At 41.3% G+C, this 25516-nt stretch carries 24 protein-coding genes; 23 read left to right on the top strand and 1 reads right to left on the bottom strand.

The annotated features are described in order from the left end of the window. The first annotated feature begins 3 nt into the window (after positions 1-3). The 14 genes from rpsR (at position 4) to PCY17_RS01770 (ending at position 11513) form a co-directional block, all read left to right on the top strand. On the top strand, positions 4-243 hold the full coding sequence (gene rpsR / locus PCY17_RS01835) for a 30S ribosomal protein S18 (RefSeq protein WP_000068664.1): 240 nt from the start codon (positions 4-6) through the stop codon (positions 241-243). 308 nt (positions 244-551) lie between these two features. After that, entirely contained in the window at positions 552-1061 is a 510-nt protein-coding gene (locus PCY17_RS01830) for a GNAT family N-acetyltransferase (protein ID WP_301391082.1), read from the top strand. A 436-nt stretch (positions 1062-1497) separates the two neighbouring features. After that, a complete protein-coding gene (wecB, locus tag PCY17_RS01825) occupies positions 1498-2646 on the top strand; it encodes a non-hydrolyzing UDP-N-acetylglucosamine 2-epimerase (RefSeq protein WP_301391081.1) in 1149 nt (382 codons plus the stop codon). 6 nt (positions 2647-2652) lie between these two features. Next, positions 2653-3432 (top strand): hypothetical protein, encoded by a 780-nt coding sequence (locus tag PCY17_RS01820; protein ID WP_070568535.1) that lies wholly within the window; start codon positions 2653-2655, stop codon positions 3430-3432. Positions 3433-3574: 142 nt separating this feature from the next. Then, a complete protein-coding gene (locus PCY17_RS01815) occupies positions 3575-4885 on the top strand; it encodes a glycosyltransferase (RefSeq protein WP_084944186.1) in 1311 nt (436 codons plus the stop codon). An 8-nt stretch (positions 4886-4893) separates the two neighbouring features. Further along, positions 4894-5997 (top strand): glycosyl hydrolase family 8, encoded by a 1104-nt coding sequence (locus tag PCY17_RS01810; protein WP_301391080.1) that lies wholly within the window; start codon positions 4894-4896, stop codon positions 5995-5997. A 122-nt stretch (positions 5998-6119) separates the two neighbouring features. Continuing rightward, a complete protein-coding gene (locus tag PCY17_RS01805; protein WP_301391079.1) occupies positions 6120-7520 on the top strand; it encodes a bifunctional Cof-type HAD-IIB family hydrolase/peptidylprolyl isomerase in 1401 nt (466 codons plus the stop codon). A gap of 1 nt (position 7521) precedes the next feature. Then, positions 7522-7881 carry a S1 RNA-binding domain-containing protein gene (locus PCY17_RS01800; RefSeq protein ID WP_000689619.1) on the top strand — a complete coding sequence of 120 codons (360 nt, stop codon included), beginning with the start codon at positions 7522-7524 and terminating at the stop codon, positions 7879-7881. 53 nt (positions 7882-7934) lie between these two features. Beyond that, positions 7935-8684 carry a tRNA1(Val) (adenine(37)-N6)-methyltransferase gene (locus PCY17_RS01795; protein ID WP_084944189.1) on the top strand — a complete coding sequence of 250 codons (750 nt, stop codon included), beginning with the start codon at positions 7935-7937 and terminating at the stop codon, positions 8682-8684. Next, positions 8674-8958, top strand: coding sequence for a GIY-YIG nuclease family protein (locus PCY17_RS01790; protein ID WP_000349631.1), 285 nt, complete (start codon positions 8674-8676; stop codon positions 8956-8958). Before PCY17_RS01795 ends, PCY17_RS01790 begins: the two co-directional genes overlap by 11 nt. A gap of 85 nt (positions 8959-9043) precedes the next feature. Continuing rightward, the gene (locus tag PCY17_RS01785) at positions 9044-9979 is read left to right on the top strand and encodes a manganese-dependent inorganic pyrophosphatase (protein ID WP_084940516.1); all 936 of its coding nucleotides are present in this window, start codon (positions 9044-9046) and stop codon (positions 9977-9979) included. Between the two features lie 85 nt (positions 9980-10064). Continuing rightward, positions 10065-10577 carry a YiiX/YebB-like N1pC/P60 family cysteine hydrolase gene (locus PCY17_RS01780; RefSeq protein ID WP_049479208.1) on the top strand — a complete coding sequence of 171 codons (513 nt, stop codon included), beginning with the start codon at positions 10065-10067 and terminating at the stop codon, positions 10575-10577. Beyond that, positions 10561-11211 carry a DUF1803 domain-containing protein gene (locus PCY17_RS01775; protein WP_049479207.1) on the top strand — a complete coding sequence of 217 codons (651 nt, stop codon included), beginning with the start codon at positions 10561-10563 and terminating at the stop codon, positions 11209-11211. Before PCY17_RS01780 ends, PCY17_RS01775 begins: the two co-directional genes overlap by 17 nt. Positions 11212-11312: 101 nt before the next feature. Continuing rightward, positions 11313-11513: a CsbD family protein gene (locus PCY17_RS01770; RefSeq protein ID WP_000051178.1), complete on the top strand. Its 201-nt coding sequence runs from the start codon at positions 11313-11315 to the stop codon at positions 11511-11513. Between the two features lie 32 nt (positions 11514-11545). On the opposite strand, the gene PCY17_RS01765 is transcribed toward PCY17_RS01770, so the two are convergent. Continuing rightward, a complete protein-coding gene (locus tag PCY17_RS01765; RefSeq protein WP_301391077.1) occupies positions 11546-12991 on the bottom strand; it encodes a UDP-N-acetylmuramoyl-L-alanyl-D-glutamate--L-lysine ligase in 1446 nt (481 codons plus the stop codon). A gap of 105 nt (positions 12992-13096) precedes the next feature. Here PCY17_RS01765 and PCY17_RS01760 point away from each other — a divergent pair, with 105 nt between their 5' ends. From PCY17_RS01760 to PCY17_RS01720, 9 genes are all read left to right on the top strand, one after another. Beyond that, positions 13097-14719 carry a polysaccharide biosynthesis protein gene (locus tag PCY17_RS01760; protein WP_096753459.1) on the top strand — a complete coding sequence of 541 codons (1623 nt, stop codon included), beginning with the start codon at positions 13097-13099 and terminating at the stop codon, positions 14717-14719. A 202-nt stretch (positions 14720-14921) separates the two neighbouring features. After that, positions 14922-16880, top strand: a complete 1959-nt coding sequence (locus PCY17_RS01755; RefSeq protein WP_000748539.1) for a peptide ABC transporter substrate-binding protein — start codon at positions 14922-14924, stop codon at positions 16878-16880. A 145-nt stretch (positions 16881-17025) separates the two neighbouring features. Next, complete coding sequence (locus PCY17_RS01750) at positions 17026-18120, top strand: cystathionine gamma-synthase (protein ID WP_000031980.1); 1095 nt, start codon at positions 17026-17028, stop codon at positions 18118-18120. A 7-nt stretch (positions 18121-18127) separates the two neighbouring features. After that, the gene (locus tag PCY17_RS01745; RefSeq protein ID WP_000521333.1) at positions 18128-19294 is read left to right on the top strand and encodes a MalY/PatB family protein; all 1167 of its coding nucleotides are present in this window, start codon (positions 18128-18130) and stop codon (positions 19292-19294) included. A gap of 92 nt (positions 19295-19386) precedes the next feature. Further along, positions 19387-22482 carry a DEAD/DEAH box helicase gene (locus tag PCY17_RS01740; protein ID WP_125384957.1) on the top strand — a complete coding sequence of 1032 codons (3096 nt, stop codon included), beginning with the start codon at positions 19387-19389 and terminating at the stop codon, positions 22480-22482. Between the two features lie 47 nt (positions 22483-22529). Next, positions 22530-23141: a hypothetical protein gene (locus PCY17_RS01735; RefSeq protein ID WP_044020482.1), complete on the top strand. Its 612-nt coding sequence runs from the start codon at positions 22530-22532 to the stop codon at positions 23139-23141. Between the two features lie 11 nt (positions 23142-23152). Next, the gene (murC, locus tag PCY17_RS01730; RefSeq protein ID WP_000048081.1) at positions 23153-24487 is read left to right on the top strand and encodes a UDP-N-acetylmuramate--L-alanine ligase; all 1335 of its coding nucleotides are present in this window, start codon (positions 23153-23155) and stop codon (positions 24485-24487) included. Positions 24488-24496: 9 nt separating this feature from the next. After that, on the top strand, positions 24497-24964 hold the full coding sequence (locus PCY17_RS01725; RefSeq protein WP_255778805.1) for a GNAT family N-acetyltransferase: 468 nt from the start codon (positions 24497-24499) through the stop codon (positions 24962-24964). Continuing rightward, complete coding sequence (locus PCY17_RS01720) at positions 24961-25458, top strand: GNAT family N-acetyltransferase (RefSeq protein WP_301391073.1); 498 nt, start codon at positions 24961-24963, stop codon at positions 25456-25458. The genes PCY17_RS01725 and PCY17_RS01720 overlap by 4 nt, the downstream gene beginning before the upstream one ends. Positions 25459-25516: the final 58 nt, after the last annotated feature.

Below are 25516 nucleotides of genomic sequence, written 5' to 3'. Positions count from 1 at the left end.
AACATGGCTCAACAACGTCGTGGCGGATTCAAACGCCGTAAAAAAGTTGATTACATCGCAGCAAACAAAATTGAATATGTTGATTACAAAGATACTGAGCTTCTTAGCCGTTTCGTTTCAGAACGTGGGAAAATCCTTCCTCGTCGTGTAACAGGAACTTCAGCTAAAAACCAACGTAAAGTAACAACAGCTATCAAACGCGCACGCGTAATGGCTTTGATGCCTTTCGTAAACGAAGATTAAAGAAAAGACCCTTACGGGTCTTTTTTTCACGAGCATGGAAATGAGAGAGCGAGTTGAGGTCCAGTGGACCTCTTTTTCATGAGCTTGAAAATAAGAAAGCGAATTAAGACCCGGGTGGGTCTTTTTTTACGAGCATGGAAATGAGAGAGCGAATTGAGGTCTAGTGGACCTCTTTTTCAGATTTTATAGGATTTTGTTAGAAAGGATTCCCTGTTGACCTAGTAAGATTCTTTTGTCTTACTAGGTTTTTTCTTTTAATCTTTATTATCGTGCTATAATGGTAGGAGAAAGCTATAAAGGAGCAGCTTATGAAGACGACATGTTCAATTAGAAAAATGCAAGAATCTGACATACAAGAACTATCTCGAGGATTTATCAGCCAAGGTTGGCCAAGTAGAGAGGAGATTTTAACTCAATACTTTAAGGAGCAAGAAAGTGAGGAGAGAGAAGTCTTAGTTGCAGAGGTTGAGGGTGCTGTAGCGGGTTACATTACGATTTTACCCGATGCTAAGCAGGGTCCCTTTGCTGGAATGGCTCCAGAACTTTCAGACTTCAATGTCTTCGAGCCCTTTCAAAATCAAGGTATTGGAAATCTCTTGCTGGAAGAAGCAGAAAAACAAGTTAGGCTCATATCGGATAAGGTGACCCTTGGTGTTGGGCTCCATTCAGGGTATGGACCTGCCCAGAGATTGTACATCAAACGAGGCTATATTCCAGATGGGACGGGTGTTTGGTATCAGAACCATCAACCGGCCATGAATGCAGTTTGTGAAGATATCGGTGACCTTGTTTTATATCTGTCAAAAAATTTGTTTTAAGACAAATTTTATAAGGTTTAAATTTTAAATATAGTAAACAATCACAGTCCCTTTTTCATTCGAAAAAGGGATTTTTTGTTTGAAATTGTTTGATTTATTCCTCAAAGTGGTAAAATATAATTGTTTGAATTATCAAGATAAAAATAAATATCAAAAAAAACATATAAGGTTTAGTTTTTTTAAATACGGATTCTTTTGAAAAGTCTTAAAATTTCCTAAAATAAGGCTTTTTAAAGGTTGTAAATAATATTGTTACAAAAAGGTTACAAATTGTTAAAATTAAATTAAATGCAATAATATAATTTGGAAAAAATTTGACATATAAATTAATTGACGGTAAAATAATTAAGATAATCAAATTAATTGATTTGCGCAATAATTCGATATAAAGATTAATCTGATGTGTCAAATTTTATTATAGTAGAAGGATAGCGTAATGAAGAAACTGAAAGTGATGGTTGTTTTTGGAACACGACCAGAAGCTATTAAAATGGCCCCTTTAGTGTTAGAATTGCAAAAACATAGTGACAGCATTGAGACGATTACAGTTGTGACAGCTCAGCACCGTCAAATGCTTGATCAAGTTCTTGAAACTTTTAGCATCGAGCCACATTATGACCTGGATATTATGGGGAAAAATCAATCCCTCTTAGATATTACTGGAAAAATTTTAGAAAAGTTTGATCCAGTTGTTAAGCAAGAACTTCCAGATATAATTCTTGTTCATGGAGATACAACAACAACTTTTGCAGCAAGTTTAGTTGCTTTCTATAATCAGGTACGTATCGGCCACGTTGAAGCCGGGCTAAGGACCTTTGATAAGTATTCTCCTTTCCCAGAAGAAATGAACCGTCAGATGACAGATAATCTTGCGGATCTCTATTTTGCTCCAACTAGTGAGAGTAAAGAAAATCTCCTCAAGGAAAATCACCCTGAGTCTGCTATTGTCATTACGGGAAATACAGCCATTGATGCATTGAAACTAACCGTTCAATCGGATTACTATCATGAAGTTCTAGATCAATTGGATCCAGATAAGAAACTTGTATTGGTAACCATGCACCGTCGTGAGAATCAAGGTCAACCAATGAGAAATGTCTTTGCAGCTTTACGTGAGATGGTCGATCTTCATCAGGAAATTGAAGTTGTTTATCCTGTTCACCTTAGCCCTGCTGTGCAAGAAGCAGCAAAAGATATCTTAGCTGGTCACGATCGTATTCACTTGATCGAGCCTTTAGATGTACTTGATTTTCATAATTTGGCTTCAAGAAGCTATTTTATCATGACTGACTCTGGCGGAGTTCAGGAAGAGGCGCCTTCTCTCGGCAAACCTGTTCTTGTCCTTCGCGATACGACGGAACGTCCAGAAGGTGTTCGTGCAGGAACCTTGAAGCTAGTTGGTACGGATCCAGTACGTGTGAAAGAAGCGATGGTAGCACTCTTAACAGATGAAACTCTTTATAGACAAATGTCTCAGGCACCAAATCCTTATGGAGATGGAAGAGCCTCTGAACGAATCGTACAATCCATTCAACAGTACTTTGGGGCAGCGACTTCTGTGTCTGAATTCAAAGGGGGGAAATAAGATAAAATGAAAAATTGGAGTCAATTTAAAAACTGGCTTATGGCTTTGCTTGCTTGTGAGGTCATTCTTTTGGTGCTTTGTTTTTTGTATGCTCGAGCAATCATTTTAGAACAAATCTTGTTTTTGGCTTTAGCCTTGTTTGCCGTGTTGGTATTATCTGACCTTTTGCTTACTTGGACTCTTATCTTAGCATTTGGTTTTGGACTTATCGTTTTGGTTGCGGGTGTGGTTTATATCCCAATCATGCAACTGGTCTTCTTATTGATCAGTTTTCCACTTTTGATTGGGATTCTACTTAAAGTTCGTTATTATTTCTTCAAGGTGGCCTCAAAGGTACAAGAACAGGAAGACGAAGCTCGAGTAGATTACCAAGCGATGGTCACTGAACAAAGTGATGTGATGGTACAGTCCTTATTGATTCATTGGTCACATGAAGATTTGTTCTTCCAGATTAAACCGAAAGAACATAACCAGATGCTCAGTCGCATTCAAGAGGTGATTGCTCAGGAATTGAGTTACAATGATAAGCTTTATTATGTTTCGGATGGTAATTTTCTCGTTCTATCGAGTACTAACCAACATTCTTTGAAGGAACTTTATTTGAATGGTTTGCAGGAGAAACTGAGCAGTTTAGTTTTTCATGGAGAAGATGGCAATCAAGGAATTCAGTTCCAAACAGGCTATTTGGTGATTAACTCTGATAATAAAGATAAATACCAAGACTACGCGGATGTCGCCAGTCATCTCAAACGTCAACTAGAGACAGATGTAATTGTGGAATATTAGGAGGGGAACATGACTTTAACCGAACTATTTTTTGGTATTGCTTTGGGACTCAGTCTCGCCTTTGGCATTTGTTTTATCATACTATTTATTGCATACAATATTCTTTACCATCGAGTAAACAAAAATTTTAAGGCGGTGAATCATGATTAGTCAAATGTTAATGATTTTTACCTTGCTTACAATTTGGATTTCTCTAGCATGGGGCTTGGTAATTCTCTTTTCGGCAGTACACTTTTGGTTTAAACACAGTGATTTTCGTGTAGACACTTCGCCTCTACCTTATTATCCTAAGGTAACGATTGTTGTTCCTGCCCATAATGAGGATGTGGTTATTGCCCAAACGGCAAAAGCTATCTTGGATATGAACTATCCTCACGACCGTGTGGAGTTGCTCTTGTTTGCGGATAACTGTTCGGATAACACCTATGCAGAATGTTTGTCTGTACAAGCCATGCCTGAATATGCAGGAAGAAATCTAACCATTATCGACCGTACTGGTACGGGAGGAAAAGCGGGCGTTCTAAACGATGCTTTGGAGATGGCAACAGGCGAATACATCTGTGTTTATGATGCAGATGCCATGCCTGAAAAAAATGCTCTTTATTTCCTTGTCAAAGAAGTTATGAAGGATCCAGAACGTCATGTGGCATCTTTTGGCCGCAACAAGACTCGAAACGCCAACCAAAATTTCTTGACTCGTTGTATCAACCAAGAGATCGTTGTTACTCAGCGCGTGCACCACGTTGGGATGTGGCATCTCTTTAAAATTGGGCGTATCCCAGGAACCAACTTTATCATTCAAACCGACTTTGTAAAGAGTATCGGTGGTTGGAAAAATGGTGCCTTAACTGAGGATACCGATATTTCCTTCAAAATCATGCAGAGTGGTAAATTGATCGCCCTTGCTTATAACTCAGAGGCTTTCCAACAAGAACCTGAGACTTTAAAGAGTTACTATATGCAACGAAAACGTTGGGCTAAAGGAAACTACGAAGTTGTTCTCTCAAACTTTAAGCATTTATTTGACAGAGCAAACTGGCGTGTCAAACTAGAGGTCTTTAACTATTCATGTGTCTTCTTTTGGTTTAACTTTGCCATTGTCCTATCGGATTTGATTTTCCTAGCGAATGTGCTAGCGATCTGCCTTAATCTTTTCTTCCCAGATGTCAGGGTTCCGTTCGCTTTTGATGCGGACAATATCTACATCGCCCAGCTTATGCTCTTCAACTGGATACTCATGATTGGTCTTTATTTGATGCAAATTATGACAGCATTGGCAAGTCAGTTTGGACAAGCGACGACTAAACAAATCTGGTTGGCTTTGGCTGCCTATTTCACTTATGCACAGATGTTTATCGTTGTTTCCATTGATTCCATTTCTTCAATCGTGCTGGATAAAGTACTCCGACGAAAAGAAACCAAGTGGGTTAAAACCAAACGATTTGCAGGATAGGAGGTTCTATGAAAACGAATAAATTAAAATATGTCTGGTTTGTGCTCATCCTTTCTATCTTTTGTTTAGCCTTGTTTTTAGCAAGAGGAAGGACTAAAATTGAGATGCGTAATCGAATTTACAGCCAATGGAGCCAACAGTTTCTCGTTACAAAAGGCGATCAGTCTTATGTTCGTACGACAAATGATTCTGAAGAAACAACAGTTCTATCAGAAGCCCAGAGTTACGGCATGCTCATAACGGTTTTAGCAGCCCAAAAAGGGCAAGCAAGTCAAGCAGATTATGAAAGCCTTTATCGCTATTACCAAAATCATCGTATCGAGGGAACGCAGTTGATGTCTTGGAAGCAAGTGATCACAAATGGTAGTGAAACGGTTGAGAAGCAGAACGCAACTGATGGGGATCTCTACATCGCTTATTCTTTAATTGAAGCTGCCAAGCAGTGGCCAGATAAAGCACAGGAATACCAAGCGCAAGCTAAAAAAATCTTGGATGATATCCTTAAATACAATTACAACGAGGAAACTGGTGTCCTGACAGTAGGGAACTGGGCAAACAAGGATTCCGATTATTATTACTTGATGCGGACGTCCGATACTCTTCCTCACTATTTCCAGTCTTTCTATGACCTGACTGGAAATAAACAGTGGTTAGATGTTAAGGATAAGATGCTTGGGCAATTGGAGCAAATCAGTTCTCATTCTGATACGGGTCTCTTGCCAGACTTTATCTGGGCTGAGAAGTCAGGGGCACGTCTTGTTGATGCCAACACTATCGAATCTCAATACGATGGAGCGTATTCTTATAATGCTTGTCGTTTGCCTTATCACCTGCCACAGAGCCAGGATGAAAGAAGCCAAAAACTCGTTCAAAAGATGATGGATTTCTTTATGAAAGAGCAACGCATTTATGCTGGTTATGACTTGAACGGAACGGCCCTCAATCAATACCAGGCAGGTAGTTTCTTGGCACCGATTACCTATGCATCCGACAAGGGAGAAGGTTATCTGAAACTTCTTCAGCAAAATAAATACATTTTCACACAAGATTTACCTTTGGACAACTACTATGATGCAACGATGATTACCATGATTGCTCTAGAGATGTTCTAGGATGAAAAGAGAGGGCTAGTTATACTGGCTCTCTTTTTGATAGGATTTTCATCTTTTTTCAAAAAAGGAATTTCATCAGCTTTATGGTATAATGGAAAGAGTGATGGAAAAGAGGTAGAGAGATGGATGCGAAATTAAAATACAAGGCAAAAAAGATTAAAATCGTCTTTTTTGATATTGATGATACCTTGCGTACGTCAAAGACAGGTTTTATTCCGGCTACAATTCCCACTGTTTTTAAACAGTTACGTGAAAAAGGAATCTTAACAGGAATTGCCTCTGGTCGTGGCATTTTTGGTGTCGTTCCAGAGATTCGTGAGCTCAAGCCGGACTTTTTTGTAACCCTGAATGGGGCCTATATCGAAGATAAAAAAGGCCAGGTCATTTATCAACATCAGATTGAGAAGTCAGATGTTGAGGAGTATATCTCTTGGACGAAGGAAGAGGGAATTGAATACGGCCTGGTTGGTAGTCATGACGCTAAACTCTCCACGCGAACAGAACTGATCAGTGAGGCGATTGATCCGATTTATCCGAACCTGGGTGTGGATTCTGACTTTCATGAAAAAGCAGATATATACCAGATGTGGACCTTTGAGGATAAGGGGGATGACTTGCACCTACCAGATAGTCTCTCAGGTAAACTTCGCATGGTGCGTTGGCATGAACATTCATCTGATATCGTGCCTATTTCAGGATCCAAAGCCACAGGTGTAGCCACGGTGGTGGACCATTTAGGCTTGAAACCAGAGAATGTTATGGTCTTTGGGGATGGTCTCAATGACTTGGAACTCTTTGATTATGCTGGAATCAGTATTGCTATGGGTGTTTCCCATGATAAAATCAAAGAAAAAGCAGATTATATTACAAAAACAGTAGAAGAAGATGGCATTTTTGATGCCTTAGAAGGATTTGGTATGGTAGAAAAAGAATTGCATTTCCCACAAGTAGACATTGAAACAGTAGAAGGTCCTCTTGCGACCATTAAGACCAATCACGGAGACTTGCGTATCAAGCTCTTCCCTGAACATGCTCCTAAAACAGTGGCCAACTTTGTTGCTCTGTCAAAAGACGGTTACTATGATGGTGTGATTTTCCATCGTATTATCAAGGACTTTATGATCCAAGGTGGAGACCCAACTGGTACTGGTATGGGTGGTGAGTCAATCTATGGTGACTCTTTTGAAGATGAATTTTCTGAAGAACTTTATAATATCCGTGGAGCCCTTTCTATGGCCAATGCGGGTCCAAATACCAATGGTAGCCAGTTCTTTATCGTGCAAAACCAACATTTGCCATATTCTAAGAAAGAGATTGCGCGTGGTGGCTGGCCTGAACCAATCGCTGAGATCTATGCAGAACAAGGTGGAACTCCTCACCTTGACCGCCGCCATACTGTTTTTGGGCAATTGGTAGACGCAGAATCGTTTGCGGTCTTGGATGCCATTGCAGCTGTTGAGACTGGTGCAATGGATAAACCAGTTGAAGATGTAGTAATTGAAACGATTGAAATTGAGGACTAGAATGAAAATTGGTGATAAGCTAACTGGGCGTATTACAGGAATTCAGCCCTATGGTGCCTTTGTTGAGTTAGAGACAGGGGTGACAGGGCTGATTCACATCTCGGAGATTCGGACGGGATTTATTGAAAATATCTATGACATTTTAAAAATTGGCGATGAAGTCCAAGTTCAGGTGGTGGATTTTGACGAATACACTGGGAAGGCTAGTCTTTCTATCCGTACTTTGGAAGAGGAAAAACATCAATTGCCAAGACGGAGACGTTTTTCAAATGATCGGATCAAGCACGGTTTTGCACCACTTGGACGAATGATGCCTGTTTGGACGCGTGAAGCATTGGAGCATTTAAAGAAGAAGCCATAAATACGACTATCTAAATTATTTGTGCTATTAACATAATTTGATATAATAAAAGTATGAAAGAAGAACAATTATTAAAACCAGGAGAGCGAATCAATCAGCTCATTTCGACAGATATCAAAATCATCCAAAATAGAGAGGTGTTTAGCTATTCGGTGGATAGTGTTCTTTTATCACGCTTTCCTCGCTTCCCTAAACGGGGTTTAATTGTGGACTTTTGTGCTGGAAATGGTGCAGTGGGACTTTTTGCTAGTTCACGTACTCAGGCGCGGATAATATCTGTAGAGATTCAGGAGCGCTTGGCGGATATGGCAGAGCGTTCGGTTCAGTTGAATGGCTTGGAAGAGCAGATGCAGGTCATCTGTGATGATTTGAAAAATATGCCTGCCCACATTCAGGGAAGTAAGGTGGATATGATTTTGTGCAATCCGCCTTATTTTAAGGTGGATCCGCATTCCAATCTGAACGAGAGTGAACATTACCTTCTGGCCAGACACGAAATTACGACTAACCTAAAAGAAATTTGCCGTAGTGCTCAGAGTATTCTCAAGTCTAATGGCCGTTTGGCCATGGTTCATCGTCCAGATCGGCTCTTGGATATCTTAGACATGCTTCAACGCCATAATTTAGCACCCAAGCGCCTGCAATTTGTCTATCCTAAACGTGAGAAGGAGGCTAATATGCTCTTAATCGAAGCTATCAAGGATGGATCGACCAGTGGCTTTAAGGTCTTGCCACCACTCATCGTTCACAATGATGATGGTTCTTATACACCAGAAATTCAAGAGATTTACTATGGATCATAAGGCCTATATGTATGTGGTGGAGTGTCGCGACGGTTCTTACTATACGGGCTATACAACGGATGTGAAGAGGCGCCTTGCCGTTCATAATAGTGGTAAGGGAGCCAAGTATACCCGAGCTCGCTTGCCAGTCAAACTCATCTATGTAGAGGGTTTTGCCAGTAAGGAAGAAGCCATGTCTGCCGAGGCTCTCCTCAAACGAAAGAAACGTCCTCAGAAAGAACGATTTTTATCTGAAAATCAAGAGAAAAATCTAGTCAACCATATTGATGTCTAAGGAGGAGTCTTTTGGCTCCTCTTACTTTTGTCAAAAGAGGAAAAAAGTGCTACAATAAGATGAATAAATTTAAAGAGGTATTATCATGTCTAAGATTCTAGTATTTGGTCACCAAAATCCAGACTCAGATGCCATCGGGTCATCTGTAGCCTTTGCTTACCTTGCAAAAGAGGCTTATGGATTGGACACAGAAGCAGTAGCACTTGGAACTCCTAATGAAGAAACAGCCTTCGTTTTGAACTATTTTGGTGTAGAAGCACCACGCGTCATCACATCTGCTAAAGCAGAAGGTGCAGAGCAAGTCATCTTGACTGACCACAATGAATTCCAACAGTCAGTGTCAGATATCGCTGAAGTAGAAGTTTACGGAGTTGTGGATCACCACCGTGTGGCTAATTTTGAAACTGCCAGCCCACTTTACATGCGTTTGGAACCAGTTGGATCAGCGTCTTCTATCGTTTATCGCATGTTCAAAGAGCATGGTGTAGCTGTTCCTAAAGAAATCGCAGGTTTGATGCTTTCAGGTTTGATTTCAGATACTCTTCTTTTGAAATCTCCAACAACTCACCCATCTGATAAAGTCATTGCGCCTGAATTGGCTGAATTAGCAGGCGTCAACTTGGAAGAGTACGGTCTTGCTATGTTGAAAGCTGGTACAAACTTGGCTAGTAAATCTGCTGAAGAATTGATTGATATCGATGCTAAGACCTTTGAACTCAATGGAAATAAGGTTCGTGTTGCCCAAGTCAATACTGTTGATATTGCTGAAGTCTTGGAACGCCAAGCAGAAATCGAAGCAGCAATGCAAGCGGCTAATGCGGCAAACGGCTACTCAGATTTTGTCTTGATGATTACAGACATCGTCAACTCAAACTCTGAAATTCTGGCTCTTGGATCAAACATAGATAAGGTGGAAGCAGCTTTCAATTTCAAACTTGAAAACAACCACGCTTTCCTTCCAGGTGCTGTTTCACGTAAGAAACAAGTGGTGCCTCAGTTGACTGAAAGCTTTAATGCTTAAGATTTTGGGTGTTATTTCAAAATAGAAAACGATGTTTTCCATATAGTTAAAGGGGTTTCGACTCCTTTTTTTCTAGGAGAGAAAGATGTTAGAAAATGGCGATTTGATTTTTGTGAAGGACCTTTCAGATATGGGGCAGGCCATCCAGGCTTCTACTGGGAACTATAGTCATGTAGCAATCTTTTTGGACGGTTTTGTTTATCATGCAACTGGTGAAGTTGGTGTTATCTGTCAAGAACCAGCTGATTTTTTTGAACCGACTCATCTTTACGACCTTTATGTCTATCCAGAGCTGGAAGCTGACTTGGTGAAGGAGAGAGCTAGCAAACATTTAGGTGCACCCTATAATGCCTCTTTTTATCCGGATGGGAATGGCTTTTATTGCTCCCAGTATATCGCTGAAATCCTACCGATTTTTGAAACTATTCCCATGAAATTTGGTGATGGGGAGCAGGAGATTAGTGATTTTTGGAGGGAATATTACAGAAAACTCGAACTTCCTGTGCCTCTGAATCAGCCAGGGACCAATCCTAGTCAACTAGCAGCATCCCCTCTTTTAGAATGTAAAGAAAGGAATCTTCATGATTCAGGTTTTTAATCCTTCTCGTTTGACTCGACAACCATTTTTTATAGATTTGGTCGACTATCTGGACCATCATGACGATGTGATTCTACGAGAAATCAAGTCCCAGTTTCCAGATGTAGCAGTTGATAAACTCATGGAAGAGTATATAAAAGCAGGCCTGATCCTAAGGGAAAACAAACGCTATTGCCTTAATCTCCCTTTTCTAGAATCAATAGACAGTCTGGTCCTTGACCAAGAAATTTTTATCAGAGAGGACAGTCCAGTTTATCATGCTCTGTTAGAGAAGACTTTTGAGACAGAATTGCGCAATCAAACCAACGCAGCCATTTTAGTCGAAGGTACGGACTTTGCAAGAGAAAAGATGACCCTGTCTAATTATTTCTACAAGGTCAAGCACCAATATCCTTTGACAGAAAAACAGAAGAAACTCTATGATATTTTAGGAGATGTTAACCCTGAGTATGCCCTCAAATATATGACGACTTTTTTGTTAAAATTCCTCAAAAAAGATCAACTGATGCAGAAACGCCGTGATATCTTCGTTGAGAGTCTAGTCGTCTTGGGTTATATTGTGCAAAACGAAGAAGGGAAGTATGAGTTGGCTGTTGATTTCGACAAGGAACGGTTGATTTTCTATTTGTCTTAATTGTTTGCTTTTGAGCAGATTGTTTGACTTTGCTAAAGAATAAGCATAAACTAAATGTAAGCGATAACGTTTATCGTATTAAAAGCAAAGGAGACAGAACTATGTCACTTGAAAATAAATTGGATCAAGCAACTGGTGCTATCAAAGAAGGATTTGGGAAAGTTACTGGTGATAGCAAAACTGAAGCAGAAGGTGCTGTAGAAAAAACAGTTGCGAAAGCAAAAGAAGTTGTAGAAGATGCTAAAGGTGCTGTAGAAGGTGCCGTTGAAGGTCTTAAAAATTCATTTAAAAAAGAAGACTAAAAAAATCAAGGGAATGTTTCCCTTGATTTTTTTTATAGATAACGTTCTGCGACAGCTGCGTCACCAGGGTAGGATTCTTTCACTCCATTGACGATTTGGTAGCGATCAGCACCCTTACCCGCAATAATCACGGCATCGAGTTCTTGGTCAGTGATGGCCATTGCCGCTTGGATGGCTTGTTCGCGATCGGCAATCTTTTCAACAGGATGGCTGATATAGCTACTGATTTCCTCTGCAATCGCCATAGGATCTTCATAGTTGGGGTCATCAGCTGTGAGAAAGACTTGAATCTCAGGATGTTGATTGAGGAGGAGACCAAAGTCTTTGCGACGACTCTCCCCCTTGTTTCCAGTCGAACCGAGAACCAGAGCGATTTTTCCAGTCTGATGAGTTTCAACTACATTGATGAGTTTTTTCAGACTGTCCCCGTTGTGGGCATAGTCGATGAAGACTTTAGCACCATTTTTCTGTGTGAGGACTTCCATACGTCCAGGAACGCGGGTTGCAGCGATTCCTTTTTGGATGTCCTCTAGACTAGCACCTAGACGAAGGCAGGCAAGTCCAGCAGCGACGGCATTTTCTTGATTAAAGTGACCGATGAGTTGGATATCATAATCGCCAGCGAGTTTTCCTGTAGCTGAGAAGCTAAAGGCTTTGGAGTTCTCGATTTGGTTACTCGACTTACTACCATAGAAGTCATGATCTTGATGTTCCACTTGTTCTTTCAAGACAGAAAAGTGGTCCATGTCGCTGTTAATGACAACTACTCGGCTATTTTCCATCAAGAGACGCTTGTGGTAGAAGTAATCTTCAAAGCTAGGATGCTCAATCGGACCGATATGGTCAGGAGTGATGTTAAGAAAGACACCTACATCGAAAGTGAGGCCGTAGACTCGCTTAACCAGATAGGCTTGGCTGGAGACTTCCATGATGAGATGGGTTCTTCCGTTATGAACAGCTTGAGCCATCATATCAAAGAGATCGATACTTTCAGGAGTTGTGAGAGCAGACTTAAAGAAGGTCTTACCATCTAAGGTTGTATTCATAGTAGACAACATAGCTGGGCGATGATGTTGAGCCAAGATGTTATAGGCAAAATAGGCTGCAGTTGTCTTCCCCTTGGTTCCTGTGAAGGCGAGAATTTTGAGTTTCTCTTGTGGATTACCATAAAATTCCATGGCAATCAAACTCATGGCTTTCTTAATGTCGTTCACGATAATAGCAGGAATACCGACCTCGTAGTCTTGCTCAGCTATATACCAATCCAGCCCTTGTGAGATAGCGGAGAGGAGGAATTCTTTTTTGAAAGAAGCTCCCTTAACAAAAAATAGGCTTCGCTCTTTAACTTTACGGCTGTCGTAACTGATACTATCAAAATCGACATCACTGTAATTGTAGTAGTAGCTTCCCTGATTGATAATCTCACGGAAGAGACCATTTTTCTTTAAAATATTTAATACGATTTCAATCTTTATCATACTTTCTATTGTAAACCGAAAGTCTGAATTTTACAAGTAACAAGGAAAAGTTTATAATGGAAGATAAGGAACTTTTCCTAGTTATCAAAATTGAATGAGGAAGCTATGTCTAACGAAAACAATCACCAGCAAGCCCAGATGTTGCGAGGGACTGCTTGGCTAACAGCTAGTAACTTTATTAGTCGCCTCCTTGGTGCTATCTACATTATTCCCTGGTATATCTGGATGGGGACCTATGCTGCCAAGGCCAATGGTCTCTTTACCATGGGCTACAATATTTACGCCTGGTTCTTGCTGATTTCGACAGCGGGTATCCCAGTTGCGGTCGCCAAACAAGTGGCTAAGTACAATACCATGCGAGAAGAAGAGCATAGCTTTGCCTTGATTCGGAGTTTCCTAAGCTTTATGACGGGCTTGGGATTAGTCTTTGCCTTGGTCTTGTATCTCTTTTCTCCCTGGTTAGCAGATTTGTCAGGTGTGGGGAAAGACCTGATTCCCATCATGCAGAGCTTGGCTTGGGCGGTCTTGATTTTCCCATCTATGAGTGTCATTCGAGGCTTCTTCCAAGGGATGAATAACCTCAAACCCTATGCTATGAGTCAAATCGCTGAGCAGGTGATTCGTGTTATCTGGATGTTGATGGCAACCTTCTTCATTATGAAGATGGGTTCTGGTGACTACCTAGCAGCAGTTACCCAATCGACCTTTGCAGCCTTTGTGGGGATGGTGGCAAGTTTTGCAGTTTTGATCTACTTCCTTGCCCAAGAAGGTTTGCTTAAAAGAGTCTTTGAAACACGGGATAAAATCAATAGTAAGCGACTCTTAGTCGATACGATCAAGGAAGCCATTCCCTTTATCCTGACAGGATCAGCCATCCAGCTCTTCCAGATTTTAGACCAGATGAGCTTTATCAATAGTATGAAGTGGTTTACTAACTACAGCAATGAAGACTTGGTTGTCATGTTTTCTTATTTCTCTGCCAATCCTAATAAAATTACCATGATTTTAATCTCTGTGGGAGTTTCAATTGGGAGTGTCGGCTTGCCGCTTTTGACGGAAAACTATGTAAAAGGTGACTTGCCAGCTGCGGCTCGCCTAGTCCAAGATAGCCTCACCATGCTCTTCTTATTTCTACTACCGGCAACGGTTGGAGTGGTCATGGTAGGGGAGCCTCTTTATACAGTCTTTTACGGTAAGCCAGATAGTCTGGCCATGGGCTTGTTTGTCTTTGCAGTTTTGCAGTCTACTATCCTAGGCTTGTATATGGTCTTGTCTCCTATGCTTCAGGCCATGTTCCGAAACCGCAAGGCAGTTCTATACTTCATCTATGGTTCCATTGCTAAGATTGTCTTGCAATTGCCAACCATTGCTATTTTCCATAGCTATGGTCCCTTGATTTCAACGACTATCGGTTTGATTATTCCGAATGTCCTGATGTACCGTGACATCTGCCAGGTAACGGGTGCTCGTCGAAAGATAATCTTGAAGCGAACCATTTTGATTACCATCTTGACCCTTGTCATGTTTATCCTAGTTGGCTTCTTGCAGTGGCTACTCGGTTTTGTCTTCCAACCAAGTGGACGTTTTTGGAGTTTCCTTTATGTGGCTCTCATCGGAGGTCTTGGAGGAGGTCTGTATGGTTTGATGAGTCTACGTACACGACTCTTGGACAAGATAATTGGCAAAGCTCAAGCAGATCGACTACGTACACGATTGAAAATATCGTAAAAAGATTTATAAATAAAAGTAATGAATTTAACCTTTCTTTAACAGAAAGGTTTTTATACTACATTTTTCTTAAAAAAAGAGAACTTTTTCTAAAATCAAGAGCAAAAAATATGCTTTTTTAAGTTTTTCTTCAGAAATCGCTTGACTAAATAAAACTAAAGCTGTATAATAAGACAAAACTTTTAAACAGGAGGTTCTGGAAATGAAAAAGTCTAAGGCCAAGTATCTGACACTTGCAAGTGTCGTGTTAAGCGCAGGTATCTTACTGAGCGCATGTGGAAATTCAAGTAGCGCTTCTAAAACATATAACTATGTTTATTCGAGCGATCCATCTAGTTTGAACTATCTTGCTGAAAACCGTGCAACAACCAACGACATCGTTACCAATTTGGTAGATGGATTGATGGAAAATGACCAATACGGTAACTATGTTCCATCATTGGCAGAGGATTGGACTGTTTCTCAGGACGGTTTGACCTATACTTACAAATTGCGTAAGGATGCAAAATGGTATACTTATGAGGGTGAAGAATACGCCCCTGTAACGGCCCAAGACTTTGTGACAGGTTTGAAATATGCTGCTGATAAAAAATCCGAAGCCTTGTACCTGGTTCAAGACTCTGTAGTAGGTTTGGATGACTATATTAACGGTAAAACAACTGACTTTTCAACTGTCGGTGTTAAGGCGATTGACGACCAAACGGTTCAGTACACTTTGACACGTCCAGAATCTTATTGGAATTCTAAAACAACTTCAACCATTCTCTTCCCTGTCAATGCAGATTTCTTAAAATCAAAAGGGGATGACTTTGGTAAGGTAGACCCTTCTAGTATTTTGTACAATGGACCTTTCTTGATGAAATCATTTGTTTCAAAATCTGTTATCGAATTCAAGAAAAATCCCAACTACTGGGATGAAAAAAATGTCTTTGTGGATGATGTGAAATTGGCCTATTATGATGGTAGTGACCAAGATGCACTAGCACGTAACTTTGTAGAAGGAGTCTATAGCTACGCGCGTCTCTATCCAAATAGCTCAAGCTTTGAAGGCATTAAAGAGAAGAACAAGGATAACATCATCTATAGTATGCAAAATGCAACTTCTTATTACTTGAACTTCAACTTGGACAGAAAATCTTATAACTTCACTTCTAAGTCCTCAGATGTCGAAAAGAAATCTACCCAAGAAGCAGTTCTGAATAAAAACTTCCGTCAAGCCTTCAACTATGCATACAACCGTACAGCCTATGGAGCACAATCTCAAGGGGAGGACGGAGCAACGAAGATTATTCGTAATCTAGTGGTACCTCCTACATTTGTAAGCATCAACGGAAAAGACTTTGGCGATGTTGTTTCAGAAAAGATGGTCAACTATGGCCAAGAATGGCAAGGAATCAATTTTGCAGATGCACAAGATCCATACTACAATCCTGATAAAGCTAAAGCTAAATTTGCAGAAGCTAAGAAAGAATTGGAAGCTAAGGGTGTGCAATTCCCAATCCACTTGGATGTAACAGTTGACCAATCAGCTAAAAAAGGTGTACTTGAAGCGAGCTCTTTGAAACAATCCATCGAATCTGTTCTAGGAGCTGAGAATGTGGTTATCGATATCCAACAGCTATCAACAGATGACTTTGACAACTCTAGCTACCTAGCTCAAACTGCAGCTCAAAAAGACTTTGATATCTATAATGGCGGTTGGAGTGCGGACTACTTGGATCCATCAAGTTATCTTGATATCTTAAATGTCAATAACGGTGGTATGTTGCAAAACATTGGTCTAGAACCAGGTGAGGTCAATGACAAGGCTAAGGCAGTTGGTCTGGATACTTACACTCAAATGCTAGAAGAAGCGAACAAGGAGCAAGAACCAGCAAAACGTTATGAAAAGTATGCTGAAATTCAAGCTTGGCTCGTTGATAGCGCCCTTGCTATTCCAAACGTTTCTCAGGGTGGAACACCGACCTTGAGAAAGACAGTTCCATTCTCATCGCCATTCTCACAAGCTGGAAATAAGGGTGTCGAATCATACAAGTATCTCAAGTTACAAGATAAGACTGTAACGGCTGATGAGTATGAAAAAGCGAAAGAAAAATGGCTAAAAGAAAAAGAAGAATCAAATAAAAAAGCCCAAGAAGAACTGGCAAAACACGTTAAATAACCAGTCTATTCAACAGGAAAAACGATAGTTTCTAAAGGAGCTATCGTTTTTATATAGTTTGAAACTATAACTAGCTCTTGAAAACAAGAAAATAAGTTAGTGAAAATAAGTGGTACAATAGTTACTATAGATTTGGAGGTATTGTATGAGCAAAGAACTACACATCAACACAATTTTGGCCCAGGCTGGGATCAAGTCAGATAAGGCTACAGGTGCCTTGGTAACACCGCTTCATTTTTCAACCACTTATCAGCATCCAGAGTTTGGCCAGTCTACTGGTTTTGATTATACCCGTACTAAAAACCCAACTCGCAGTAAGGCGGAGGAAGTCTTGGCGGCAATCGAATCAGCGGACTATGCCCTAGCGACGAGCTCAGGAATGGCTGCGATTGTACTGGCTTTTAGTGTTTTTCCAGTAGGAAGTAAAGTCTTGGCTGTGCGCGATCTGTATGGGGGTTCTTTCCGTTGGTTCAACCAAGTGGAGCAAGAAGGCCGCTTCCATTTTACCTATGCTAATACAGAAGAAGAGTTGATTGCTGAGTTAGAGAAAGATGTGGATGTTCTCTATATCGAAACGCCAACCAATCCCTTGATGTTGGAATTTGATATTGCCAAACTAGCCAAACTAGCTCATGCCAAGGGTTCCAAGGTAGTGGTGGACAATACCTTCTACAGTCCGATTTACCAACGTCCGATTGAAGATGGTGCGGATATCGTTCTTCATTCTGCCACCAAGTATTTAGCAGGGCATAATGATGTCTTGGCTGGGGTGGTTGTGACTAATAGTTTAGAACTATATGAGCAACTGTTCTACAATTTGAATACGACTGGTGCGGTCTTGTCACCATTTGATAGTTATCAGTTGATTCGTGGTCTTAAAACTCTACCTCTTCGTATGGAGCGTTCTACAGCAAATGCCCAAGAAGTGGTTGCTTTTTTGAAGGCTTCACCTGCTGTCAAGGAAGTGCTCTATACTGGACGTGGGGGTATGATTTCCTTTAAAGTAGTGGATGAAAAGCGTATTCCTCATATTTTAAATAGCTTAAGGGTCTTCTCATTTGCAGAAAGTTTGGGTGGGGTAGAGAGTCTGATTACCTATCCGACAACTCAGACTCATGCGGATATTCCGGCAGAAGTGCGTCATTCCTATGGCTTAACAGATGACCTCCTGCGCTTGTCTATTGGGATTGAAGATGCTAGAGATTTGATTGCGGACTTGCGCCAAGCTTTGGAAGGATAAGATAGATATGGGAAAATATGATTTTACAAGCCTGCCCAATCGTTTTGGGCACCATACCTATAAATGGAAAGAAGCAGAAGCTGATCGAGAAGTTCTACCAGCCTGGATAGCAGATATGGACTTTGTGGTTTTGCCTGAAGTTCGACAAGCTGTACAAGCCTACGCAGATCAGTTGGTCTATGGCTATACTTATGCCAGTGATGCTTTGATTGAGTCGGTTCAGGACTGGGAAGCCAGTCAACACGGGTATCACTTTGACAAGGATGCCCTCGTCTTTATAGAGGGAGTGGTACCAGCTATTTCAACAGCTATTCAAGCCTTTACAAAAGAAGGAGAGGCGGTTCTGATTAACACACCGGTCTATCCACCTTTTGCCCGCAGTGTCAAACTCAACAATCGCAGATTGATTACCAATTCTTTGGTGGAAAAGGATGGGCTGTTTGAGATTGACTTTGACCAGTTGGAGAATCAATTGGTAGAAGAGGATGTGAAGCTTTATATCCTTTGCAATCCCCACAATCCTGGTGGACGTGTTTGGGAAAAGGAAGTGTTAGAAAAGATTGGGCATCTCTGCCAAAAACATGGTGTTTTGTTGGTTTCAGATGAGATTCACCAAGATTTGGCTCTCTTTGGTCGCAAACACCAGTCTTTTAACACCATTGATCCCGCCTTTAAAGATTTTGCCCTTATCTTGAGTAGTGCCACTAAGACCTTTAATATTGCTGGGACCAAGAATTCCTATGCAGTTATTGAAAATCCAAAGCTTCGTGTGGCTTTCCAAAAACGTCAGTTGGCCAATAACCAACATGAAATCTCAGGCTTGGGGTATTTGGCGACAGAAGCTGCCTACCGTTATGGTAAGGACTGGTTAGGAGAGTTGAAAGAAGTCATCGAGGACCACATTAACTATGTAGTAGATATTTTGGGCAACGAAACCAAGATTAAGGTCATGAAACCACAAGGTACCTACTTGATCTGGCTTGATTTTTCAGCCTATGACCTAACGGATGACCGCTTGCAAGAGCTTTTGAAGAATGAAGCCAAGGTTATCTTGAACCGAGGTTTGGACTTTGGTGAGGAAGGAACTCTTCATGCCCGTCTCAATGTAGCTATGCCGAAGTCAGTACTGGAAGAGGTTTGTCAACGCATCGTGACCACTTTTGCTACCCTTTAAAAATCGAGCCTTCTAGGAGAAAAGTCTTCCTAGAAGGCTATTTTCATAGGGGAAAATGTGGTATAATGAAAAGATAAGATAAAGGGGTAACTATGGCTAAATTGATTCCAGGGAAGTTGCGCATGGAGGGTGTTTCCCTCTATGAGAAGGGCAAGATTGAGATCATCAAGGAAAAAGGGAATCGCCTCTATACTCGTGTGTCGGGAGAAGACTTGCGCTACAGTTTAGAGGATGATCTGGTTTTTTGTGCTTGCGATTTTTTCCAAAAAAGAGGTTACTGTGTTCACCTCGCAGCGCTCGAGCATTATCTGAAGAACGACGAAGAAGGCCAGGTGATTTTACAAGCCTTAGAAAAAGGACATGAAGAGCAAGAAGAGGTCGAAACCAAGGTTGGTTTTGGTGGTAGTTTTTTGGAGCGTATCCAACCTCAGAAGAGAGAGAAAATCTACACTTTGTCGGCTCAAGGCCAGGTAGAAGCTGGAACCAATCGCCTCCTTTGGACTCTCCGAATCGGTTTAGTTGATAGTCAAAAATATTATGTCATTCGTGACATCCCTCTCTTTTTGAAGGTCTTGGTCCATCGAAAGCCATATATGATTGGGAAACACTATGAAAATGACTTGTCTTGGGATGCTTTTGATACAGCTAGTCAAGAAGTTCTTACTTTTTTATGTGGCTTGATTGAGGAGGGACTGAGTCAAGACCTCTTTTTCCCAAATCAAGGCCGTCACCTCTTTTTCCCTCTGACCTTTTTTGAGCAGGGAGTGGAGTTGCTGATGAACTTGGAAGATTTTCATTTTGAGCACCACATTACTAGTTATGAAAATCTTCTCTTTCATGATTTAGATCCAGAAGCAAACCTTTTCTCTTTTTCCGTGAAGGAGTATCCCGATTATTTTGAGATGGAAATTTCTGAGACTGAGCGAGTTAACGTATTCTATAGGGGAGCGGTTCTCTTTCGTAAGGGGAATCTTTATCTCTTAAACCCTAAACAAATCAGCCTCCTAAAGGAAATCAAGGAGCTTCCTCAGGAGGAAAGAGGGAGAAAATGCCTCCAGTTTGACAACAGTGATCGTGACCGTCTGGCTGCCTGTCTGCCTTTGTTTGGACAGCTGGGCACAGTTTCTGCTCCTGAGCGCTTGCAAATCAGACCCTTTTCACCAATCTTTTACTTTGATAGGGAGGATGACGGTCGCATCCGCTTGGATATCCAGTTTGACTATGGAGATGTTAAGGTAACTAGTCGTCAACAGCTGGAACAATTACCATTTTCAAGCGATGCCGTCTTGGAAAATCAGCTATTTCAAGTCTGTTTAGGGGCTGGTTTTGAGGCTGATTTTCAGTCTTGGAGACAGGCTTTGAAGCCAGAAGTGGTTTATTCTTTCTTTTACCATACGATTCCAGCTTTTGAGAAGTTGGGTCAGGTTTTCTTGTCTGATGAGATGAATCAGCTCTACAGCGTCCAAGCTCCTCAGGTTCAGATTGAGTCCAAGGGAGGATTATTGGAAATTCAATTTGATTTCCAAGGGATTGCCCAAGAAGAGATTGACCAAGCTCTTAAAGCCCTGACCAGCAATCAGGATTTCTATATCAGTTCTTCTGACCAAGTGTACTTTTTTGATGAGGAAACCAAGCAGATTCGTCAAAATTTGCAGGAACTGGGGGTTGAGCTAAAAGATGGTTCTTTTCAGGCGCGAAAATCTCTGGCTTATAGCCTTTCTCAGCTTTTTGAAGGTCGAGATAGGATCTCCTTCTCAGAGGAATTTCAGCATTTAGCTCATGATTTGACTCATCCAGAGGATTTTCCTTTGGGAGATATACAGGTTCAGGCGAGTTTGAGAGATTATCAGGAAAAGGGTGTTCGTTGGCTCCAGATGCTTCATCACTATGGCTTTGGTGGCATCCTAGCCGATGATATGGGACTGGGAAAAACATTGCAAACCATTGCTTTTTTGACTAGTCAGGTGACAGAAGATAGTCGGGTCTTGATTTTAGCGCCGTCAGGTTTAATCTACAACTGGGCAGATGAATTCAGGAAATTTGCCCCACAGTTGGATTTGGCTGTCGTTCATGGTTTGAAAGCGAATCGAGAAGCGATTCTTTCTGAAAATCACCAAATCTATGTGACTAGCTATGCCACCTTTCGTCAAGACAGCGAGCTTTATCAAGAGATGGCTTTTGATTTTCTCTTCTTAGATGAAGCCCAGGTCATGAAAAATGCCCAAACCAAGATTGCTCAGAGTTTGCGCCAGTTTGTGGTGCCGGCAGTCTTTGCTTTGTCAGGTACGCCTATTGAAAACCATTTAGGAGAGTTGTGGTCTATCTTTCAAATTGTGCTTCCAGGACTCTTACCAAGTAAAAAGGAGTTTATGAAATTACCGGCTGATCGAGTCGCGCAGTTTATCAAGCCCTTTGTCATGAGGCGTAAGAAAGAAGAAGTTCTTACAGAACTGCCTGATCTGATCGAAGTCGTCTATAAAAATGAACTGGAAGACCAACAGAAGGCTATCTATCTAGCCCAGTTGCAACAGATGAGAGACCGCCTAGCGCAAGTGACCGATCAAGAATTCCAGAGAAGTCGGGTAGAAATCTTATCTGGACTCATGCGTTTGCGTCAAATCTGCGATACGCCAGCTCTCTTCATGGACGATTACCAGGGAGCTAGTGGTAAACTCGATAGTCTCCGAGATTTATTGCTACAAGTGGCTGATGGTGGGCATCGGGTCTTGATTTTCTCCCAGTTCAAAGGAATGTTGGAAAAAATCGAGCAAGAACTCCCAGACTTGGGCTTGACCTCCTTCAAAATCACAGGTTCAACTCCTGCTCATGACAGACAAGAGATGACCAAGGCCTTTAATCAGGGAGAAAGAGACGCCTTTCTCATCTCTCTGAAGGCAGGTGGTGTTGGTCTCAATCTAACGGGAGCTGATACGGTTATTTTGGTTGACCTTTGGTGGAATCCCGCTGTCGAAGCCCAGGCTATCGGACGTGCCCATCGTATGGGACAGGAGCAGAAGGTAGAGGTTTATCGCTTAATTACAAAAGGAACCATTGAAGAGAAAATCCAAGAACTTCAAGAACAAAAGAAACATTTGGTTTCCCAAGTTTTAGATGGTACGGAGTCGCGTGCGAGTCTCAGCCTGGCAGAAATTCGTGAAATTTTGGGAATTTCTGAAGCCAGCACTTGAAAAATCAAGACAATACGCTATAATGAAGTGTTGAAAGGAAATACAAAATGAAACAAGATCGATTTCCATTGGTGTCAGATGATGAGATCATGCTGACCAAAATGCCAGTCATGGACTTGTACGATGAGTCAGACTTTATTAGCAATATCAAAGGTGATTACCGCGATAAGAACTATTTGGAATGGTCTCCTATTAATGAAGAAGAAACCGTAGTTTCTCCAGTGGTTAATAAGGAGTCAAAACCAAGTCCAGAACCTAAAAAAGTTGAAAAAACCTATGCTGAATTGGCTCGAGAAGAGGCGCGTGCGGACTTGAAGAAGAAACGTTCAGCCAAGTATTTGACTCAGGATGTTAGTCATACCAGACGACACAATGGTTCCACACTTGTTCGTCAAGGAAACCAACCAACAGCACCATTTCAAAAGGAAAATCCAGGTGAGTTTGCCAAATTTAGCAAAAACTTGAGCCAGTCTCACTATATCTTAGCTGAGGAGGTTGGCCAAGTGGCGAACCCAACTCCGAAAGTCCAAACGGGAAAAGCTAACAAGAACAACTATGATTTTCTAAAGAAGAGTCAAATCTATAATAAAAAGAATAAGCAAACGGAACAGGAACGTCAGGTTGCCCAAGAGTTGAATCTGACAAGAATTACTGAGTAGGGGAGAAAAGCATGTCAAAAACATATCATTTTATTGGAATCAAGGGATCAGGGATGAGTGCCTTGGCCTTGATGTTGCACCAAATGGGACACAAGGTTCAAGGTTCAGACGTTGAAAAATACTACTTTACTCAACGTGGACTAGAGCAGGCAGGGATTGCCATTCTTCCTTTTGATGAAAAGAACCTACAAGGTGATGTGGAGATTATCGCGGGGAATGCCTTCCGTCCAGATAACAACGTTGAAATCGCCTATGCAGATCAAAATGGCATCAGCTACAAACGTTACCACGAATTCCTAGGTAGCTTTATGCGCGACTTTGTCAGCATGGGAGTAGCAGGAGCTCATGGAAAAACTTCAACGACAGGTATGCTGTCACACGTCTTGTCTCACATCACAGACACCAGCTTCTTGATTGGTGATGGGACAGGTCGTGGTTCAGCCAATGCCAAATATTTTGTCTTTGAATCAGACGAATATGAGCGCCATTTCATGCCTTACCACCCAGAATACTCTATCATCACCAACATTGACTTTGACCATCCAGACTACTTTACAAGTCTAGAGGATGTTTTCAATGCCTTTAACGACTATGCCAAACAAATTACCAAAGGTTTGTTTGTATACGGTGAAGATCCTGAGTTGCGTAAGATCACAGCCAATGCGCCAATCTATTACTATGGTTTTGAAGCAGAAGGCAATGACTTTGTAGCTAGCGATCTTCTTCGTTCTACGACTGGTTCGACATTCACCGTTCATTTCCGTGGTCAAGAGTTGGGTCAATTCCACATTCCAACCTTTGGTCGTCACAATATCATGAATGCGACAGCTGTTATAGGTCTTCTTTACACAGCAGGTTTTGATTTGAACTTGGTCCGTGAACACTTGAAAACTTTTGCAGGTGTTAAGCGTCGTTTCACTGAAAAAATCGTCAATGATACAGTGATCATTGATGACTTTGCCCACCATCCAACAGAAATCATTGCAACCTTGGATGCAGCTCGTCAGAAATATCCAAGCAAGGAAATCGTGGCAGTCTTCCAACCGCATACCTTTACAAGAACCATTGCCTTGTTGGACGAATTTGCCCATGCATTGAATCAAGCAGACGCCGTCTACCTAGCGCAAATCTATGGATCAGCTCGTGAAGTGGACCATGGTGATGTCAAGGTAGAAGACCTAGCTAATAAAATCAACAAGAAACATCAGGTTATCACTGTTGAAAATGTTTCTCCACTCCTAGACCATGACAATGCTGTTTACGTCTTTATGGGTGCAGGAGACATCCAAACCTATGAATATTCATTTGAACGTCTCTTGTCTAACTTGACAAGCAACGTCCAATAAGGAAAACAGATGGAAATTCCAATCACTATAAGGCAAGCTACCCTATCAGATTTAGAAGAAATGTTGGCGATTGAAGAAGCCAATCCTTCGTTAGAAGAGGCATTTAGCCGCCAATCCTTAGAAGAGAGTATCCGCAAGACTGCGGGTACCTTTCTTGTAGCTGGGGATGAAAATCAGCTCCTAGGCTATGTTTTAGGAGAAGCTCAGTATCTTCATCCCAAGTGGATAGAAATAAAATCATTGACCATTCTTCCTGACCATTGGGGACAGGGGTTGGGAACTCTTCTTCTTGCGGCCTTGAAACAGGTGACAGTCGAACTAGATTACCAAGGTATTCTTTTACAAAGTCCTGATGAACTACTATCTTATTTTGAAATGAATGGCTTTGTTGAAGAAGAAATGACAGAAAGTCATTATGGCAGTGGTTCTGAATGGTATCTGATTTGGGAAAATCCCTTTTATCAGGAGGAAATATGAAAATCAGACAAGCAAGATTTTCGGATTTGGATCGGATTATAGAGATAGAGCTGGAGAATTTTTCACTGGAGGAAGCCATTCCTCGTTCGGTCTTTGAGGCGCATTTGCAGGAAATTCAGACCAGTTTTCTGGTAGCTGAAAAAGAGGGGCGTATTCTTGGTTATATCGAAGGTCCAGTCGTCCCACACCGCCATCTACATGATCAGTCCTTTACAGAAGAAATAAAAGACTATAGCCATCAACCTGGAGGTTATATTTCTGTGACTTGCCTATCTATTGCCAAGGAAGCACAAGCTTTGGGAGTTGGGAAAAGACTATTAAAGACTCTGAAAGAGGTCGCTTTAGAACATGAACGAGAGGGCATTAATCTGACGTGTCATGATTATCTTATCGCCTATTACGAAAAACATGGCTTTGTTAATGAAGGAATATCCCAGTCAAACTTTGCTGGGGAAACATGGTATGATATGGTCTGGCAGCCTGAAAACCAATAAAACTAGCTAGGGAATGCCCTAGTTGGTTGCTTTTCTGCGACTTTTAAGATATAATATT

The sequence above is a fragment of the Streptococcus sp. SO2 genome (assembly GCF_030440025.1).
The sequence above is the reverse complement of the archived record's forward strand: the minus strand, read 5'-3'. Positions and strand labels throughout refer to the sequence as shown.

Bases quoted from the DNA above. Each gene is read 5' to 3' on its own strand.
- PCY17_RS01795 (WP_084944189.1), top strand. From the start codon at position 7,935: ATGAAAGAAGAACAATTATTAAAACCAGGAGAGCGAATCAATCAGCTC.
- PCY17_RS01830 (WP_301391082.1), top strand. From the start codon at position 552: ATGAAGACGACATGTTCAATTAGAAAAATGCAAGAATCTGACATACAA.
- PCY17_RS01785 (WP_084940516.1), top strand. From the start codon at position 9,044: ATGTCTAAGATTCTAGTATTTGGTCACCAAAATCCAGACTCAGATGCC.
- PCY17_RS01765 (WP_301391077.1), bottom strand. From the start codon at position 12,991: ATGATAAAGATTGAAATCGTATTAAATATTTTAAAGAAAAATGGTCTC.
- rpsR (WP_000068664.1), top strand. From the start codon at position 4: ATGGCTCAACAACGTCGTGGCGGATTCAAACGCCGTAAAAAAGTTGAT.
- PCY17_RS01820 (WP_070568535.1), top strand. From the start codon at position 2,653: ATGAAAAATTGGAGTCAATTTAAAAACTGGCTTATGGCTTTGCTTGCT.
- PCY17_RS01800 (WP_000689619.1), top strand. From the start codon at position 7,522: ATGAAAATTGGTGATAAGCTAACTGGGCGTATTACAGGAATTCAGCCC.
- PCY17_RS01750 (WP_000031980.1), top strand. From the start codon at position 17,026: ATGAGCAAAGAACTACACATCAACACAATTTTGGCCCAGGCTGGGATC.
- PCY17_RS01775 (WP_049479207.1), top strand. From the start codon at position 10,561: ATGATTCAGGTTTTTAATCCTTCTCGTTTGACTCGACAACCATTTTTT.
- PCY17_RS01805 (WP_301391079.1), top strand. From the start codon at position 6,120: ATGGATGCGAAATTAAAATACAAGGCAAAAAAGATTAAAATCGTCTTT.
- PCY17_RS01745 (WP_000521333.1), top strand. From the start codon at position 18,128: ATGGGAAAATATGATTTTACAAGCCTGCCCAATCGTTTTGGGCACCAT.
- PCY17_RS01770 (WP_000051178.1), top strand. From the start codon at position 11,313: ATGTCACTTGAAAATAAATTGGATCAAGCAACTGGTGCTATCAAAGAA.
- PCY17_RS01720 (WP_301391073.1), top strand. From the start codon at position 24,961: ATGAAAATCAGACAAGCAAGATTTTCGGATTTGGATCGGATTATAGAG.
- PCY17_RS01760 (WP_096753459.1), top strand. From the start codon at position 13,097: ATGTCTAACGAAAACAATCACCAGCAAGCCCAGATGTTGCGAGGGACT.
- PCY17_RS01815 (WP_084944186.1), top strand. From the start codon at position 3,575: ATGATTAGTCAAATGTTAATGATTTTTACCTTGCTTACAATTTGGATT.
- PCY17_RS01790 (WP_000349631.1), top strand. From the start codon at position 8,674: ATGGATCATAAGGCCTATATGTATGTGGTGGAGTGTCGCGACGGTTCT.
- wecB (WP_301391081.1), top strand. From the start codon at position 1,498: ATGAAGAAACTGAAAGTGATGGTTGTTTTTGGAACACGACCAGAAGCT.
- PCY17_RS01735 (WP_044020482.1), top strand. From the start codon at position 22,530: ATGAAACAAGATCGATTTCCATTGGTGTCAGATGATGAGATCATGCTG.
- PCY17_RS01725 (WP_255778805.1), top strand. From the start codon at position 24,497: ATGGAAATTCCAATCACTATAAGGCAAGCTACCCTATCAGATTTAGAA.
- PCY17_RS01740 (WP_125384957.1), top strand. From the start codon at position 19,387: ATGGCTAAATTGATTCCAGGGAAGTTGCGCATGGAGGGTGTTTCCCTC.
- murC (WP_000048081.1), top strand. From the start codon at position 23,153: ATGTCAAAAACATATCATTTTATTGGAATCAAGGGATCAGGGATGAGT.
- PCY17_RS01780 (WP_049479208.1), top strand. From the start codon at position 10,065: ATGTTAGAAAATGGCGATTTGATTTTTGTGAAGGACCTTTCAGATATG.
- PCY17_RS01755 (WP_000748539.1), top strand. From the start codon at position 14,922: ATGAAAAAGTCTAAGGCCAAGTATCTGACACTTGCAAGTGTCGTGTTA.
- PCY17_RS01810 (WP_301391080.1), top strand. From the start codon at position 4,894: ATGAAAACGAATAAATTAAAATATGTCTGGTTTGTGCTCATCCTTTCT.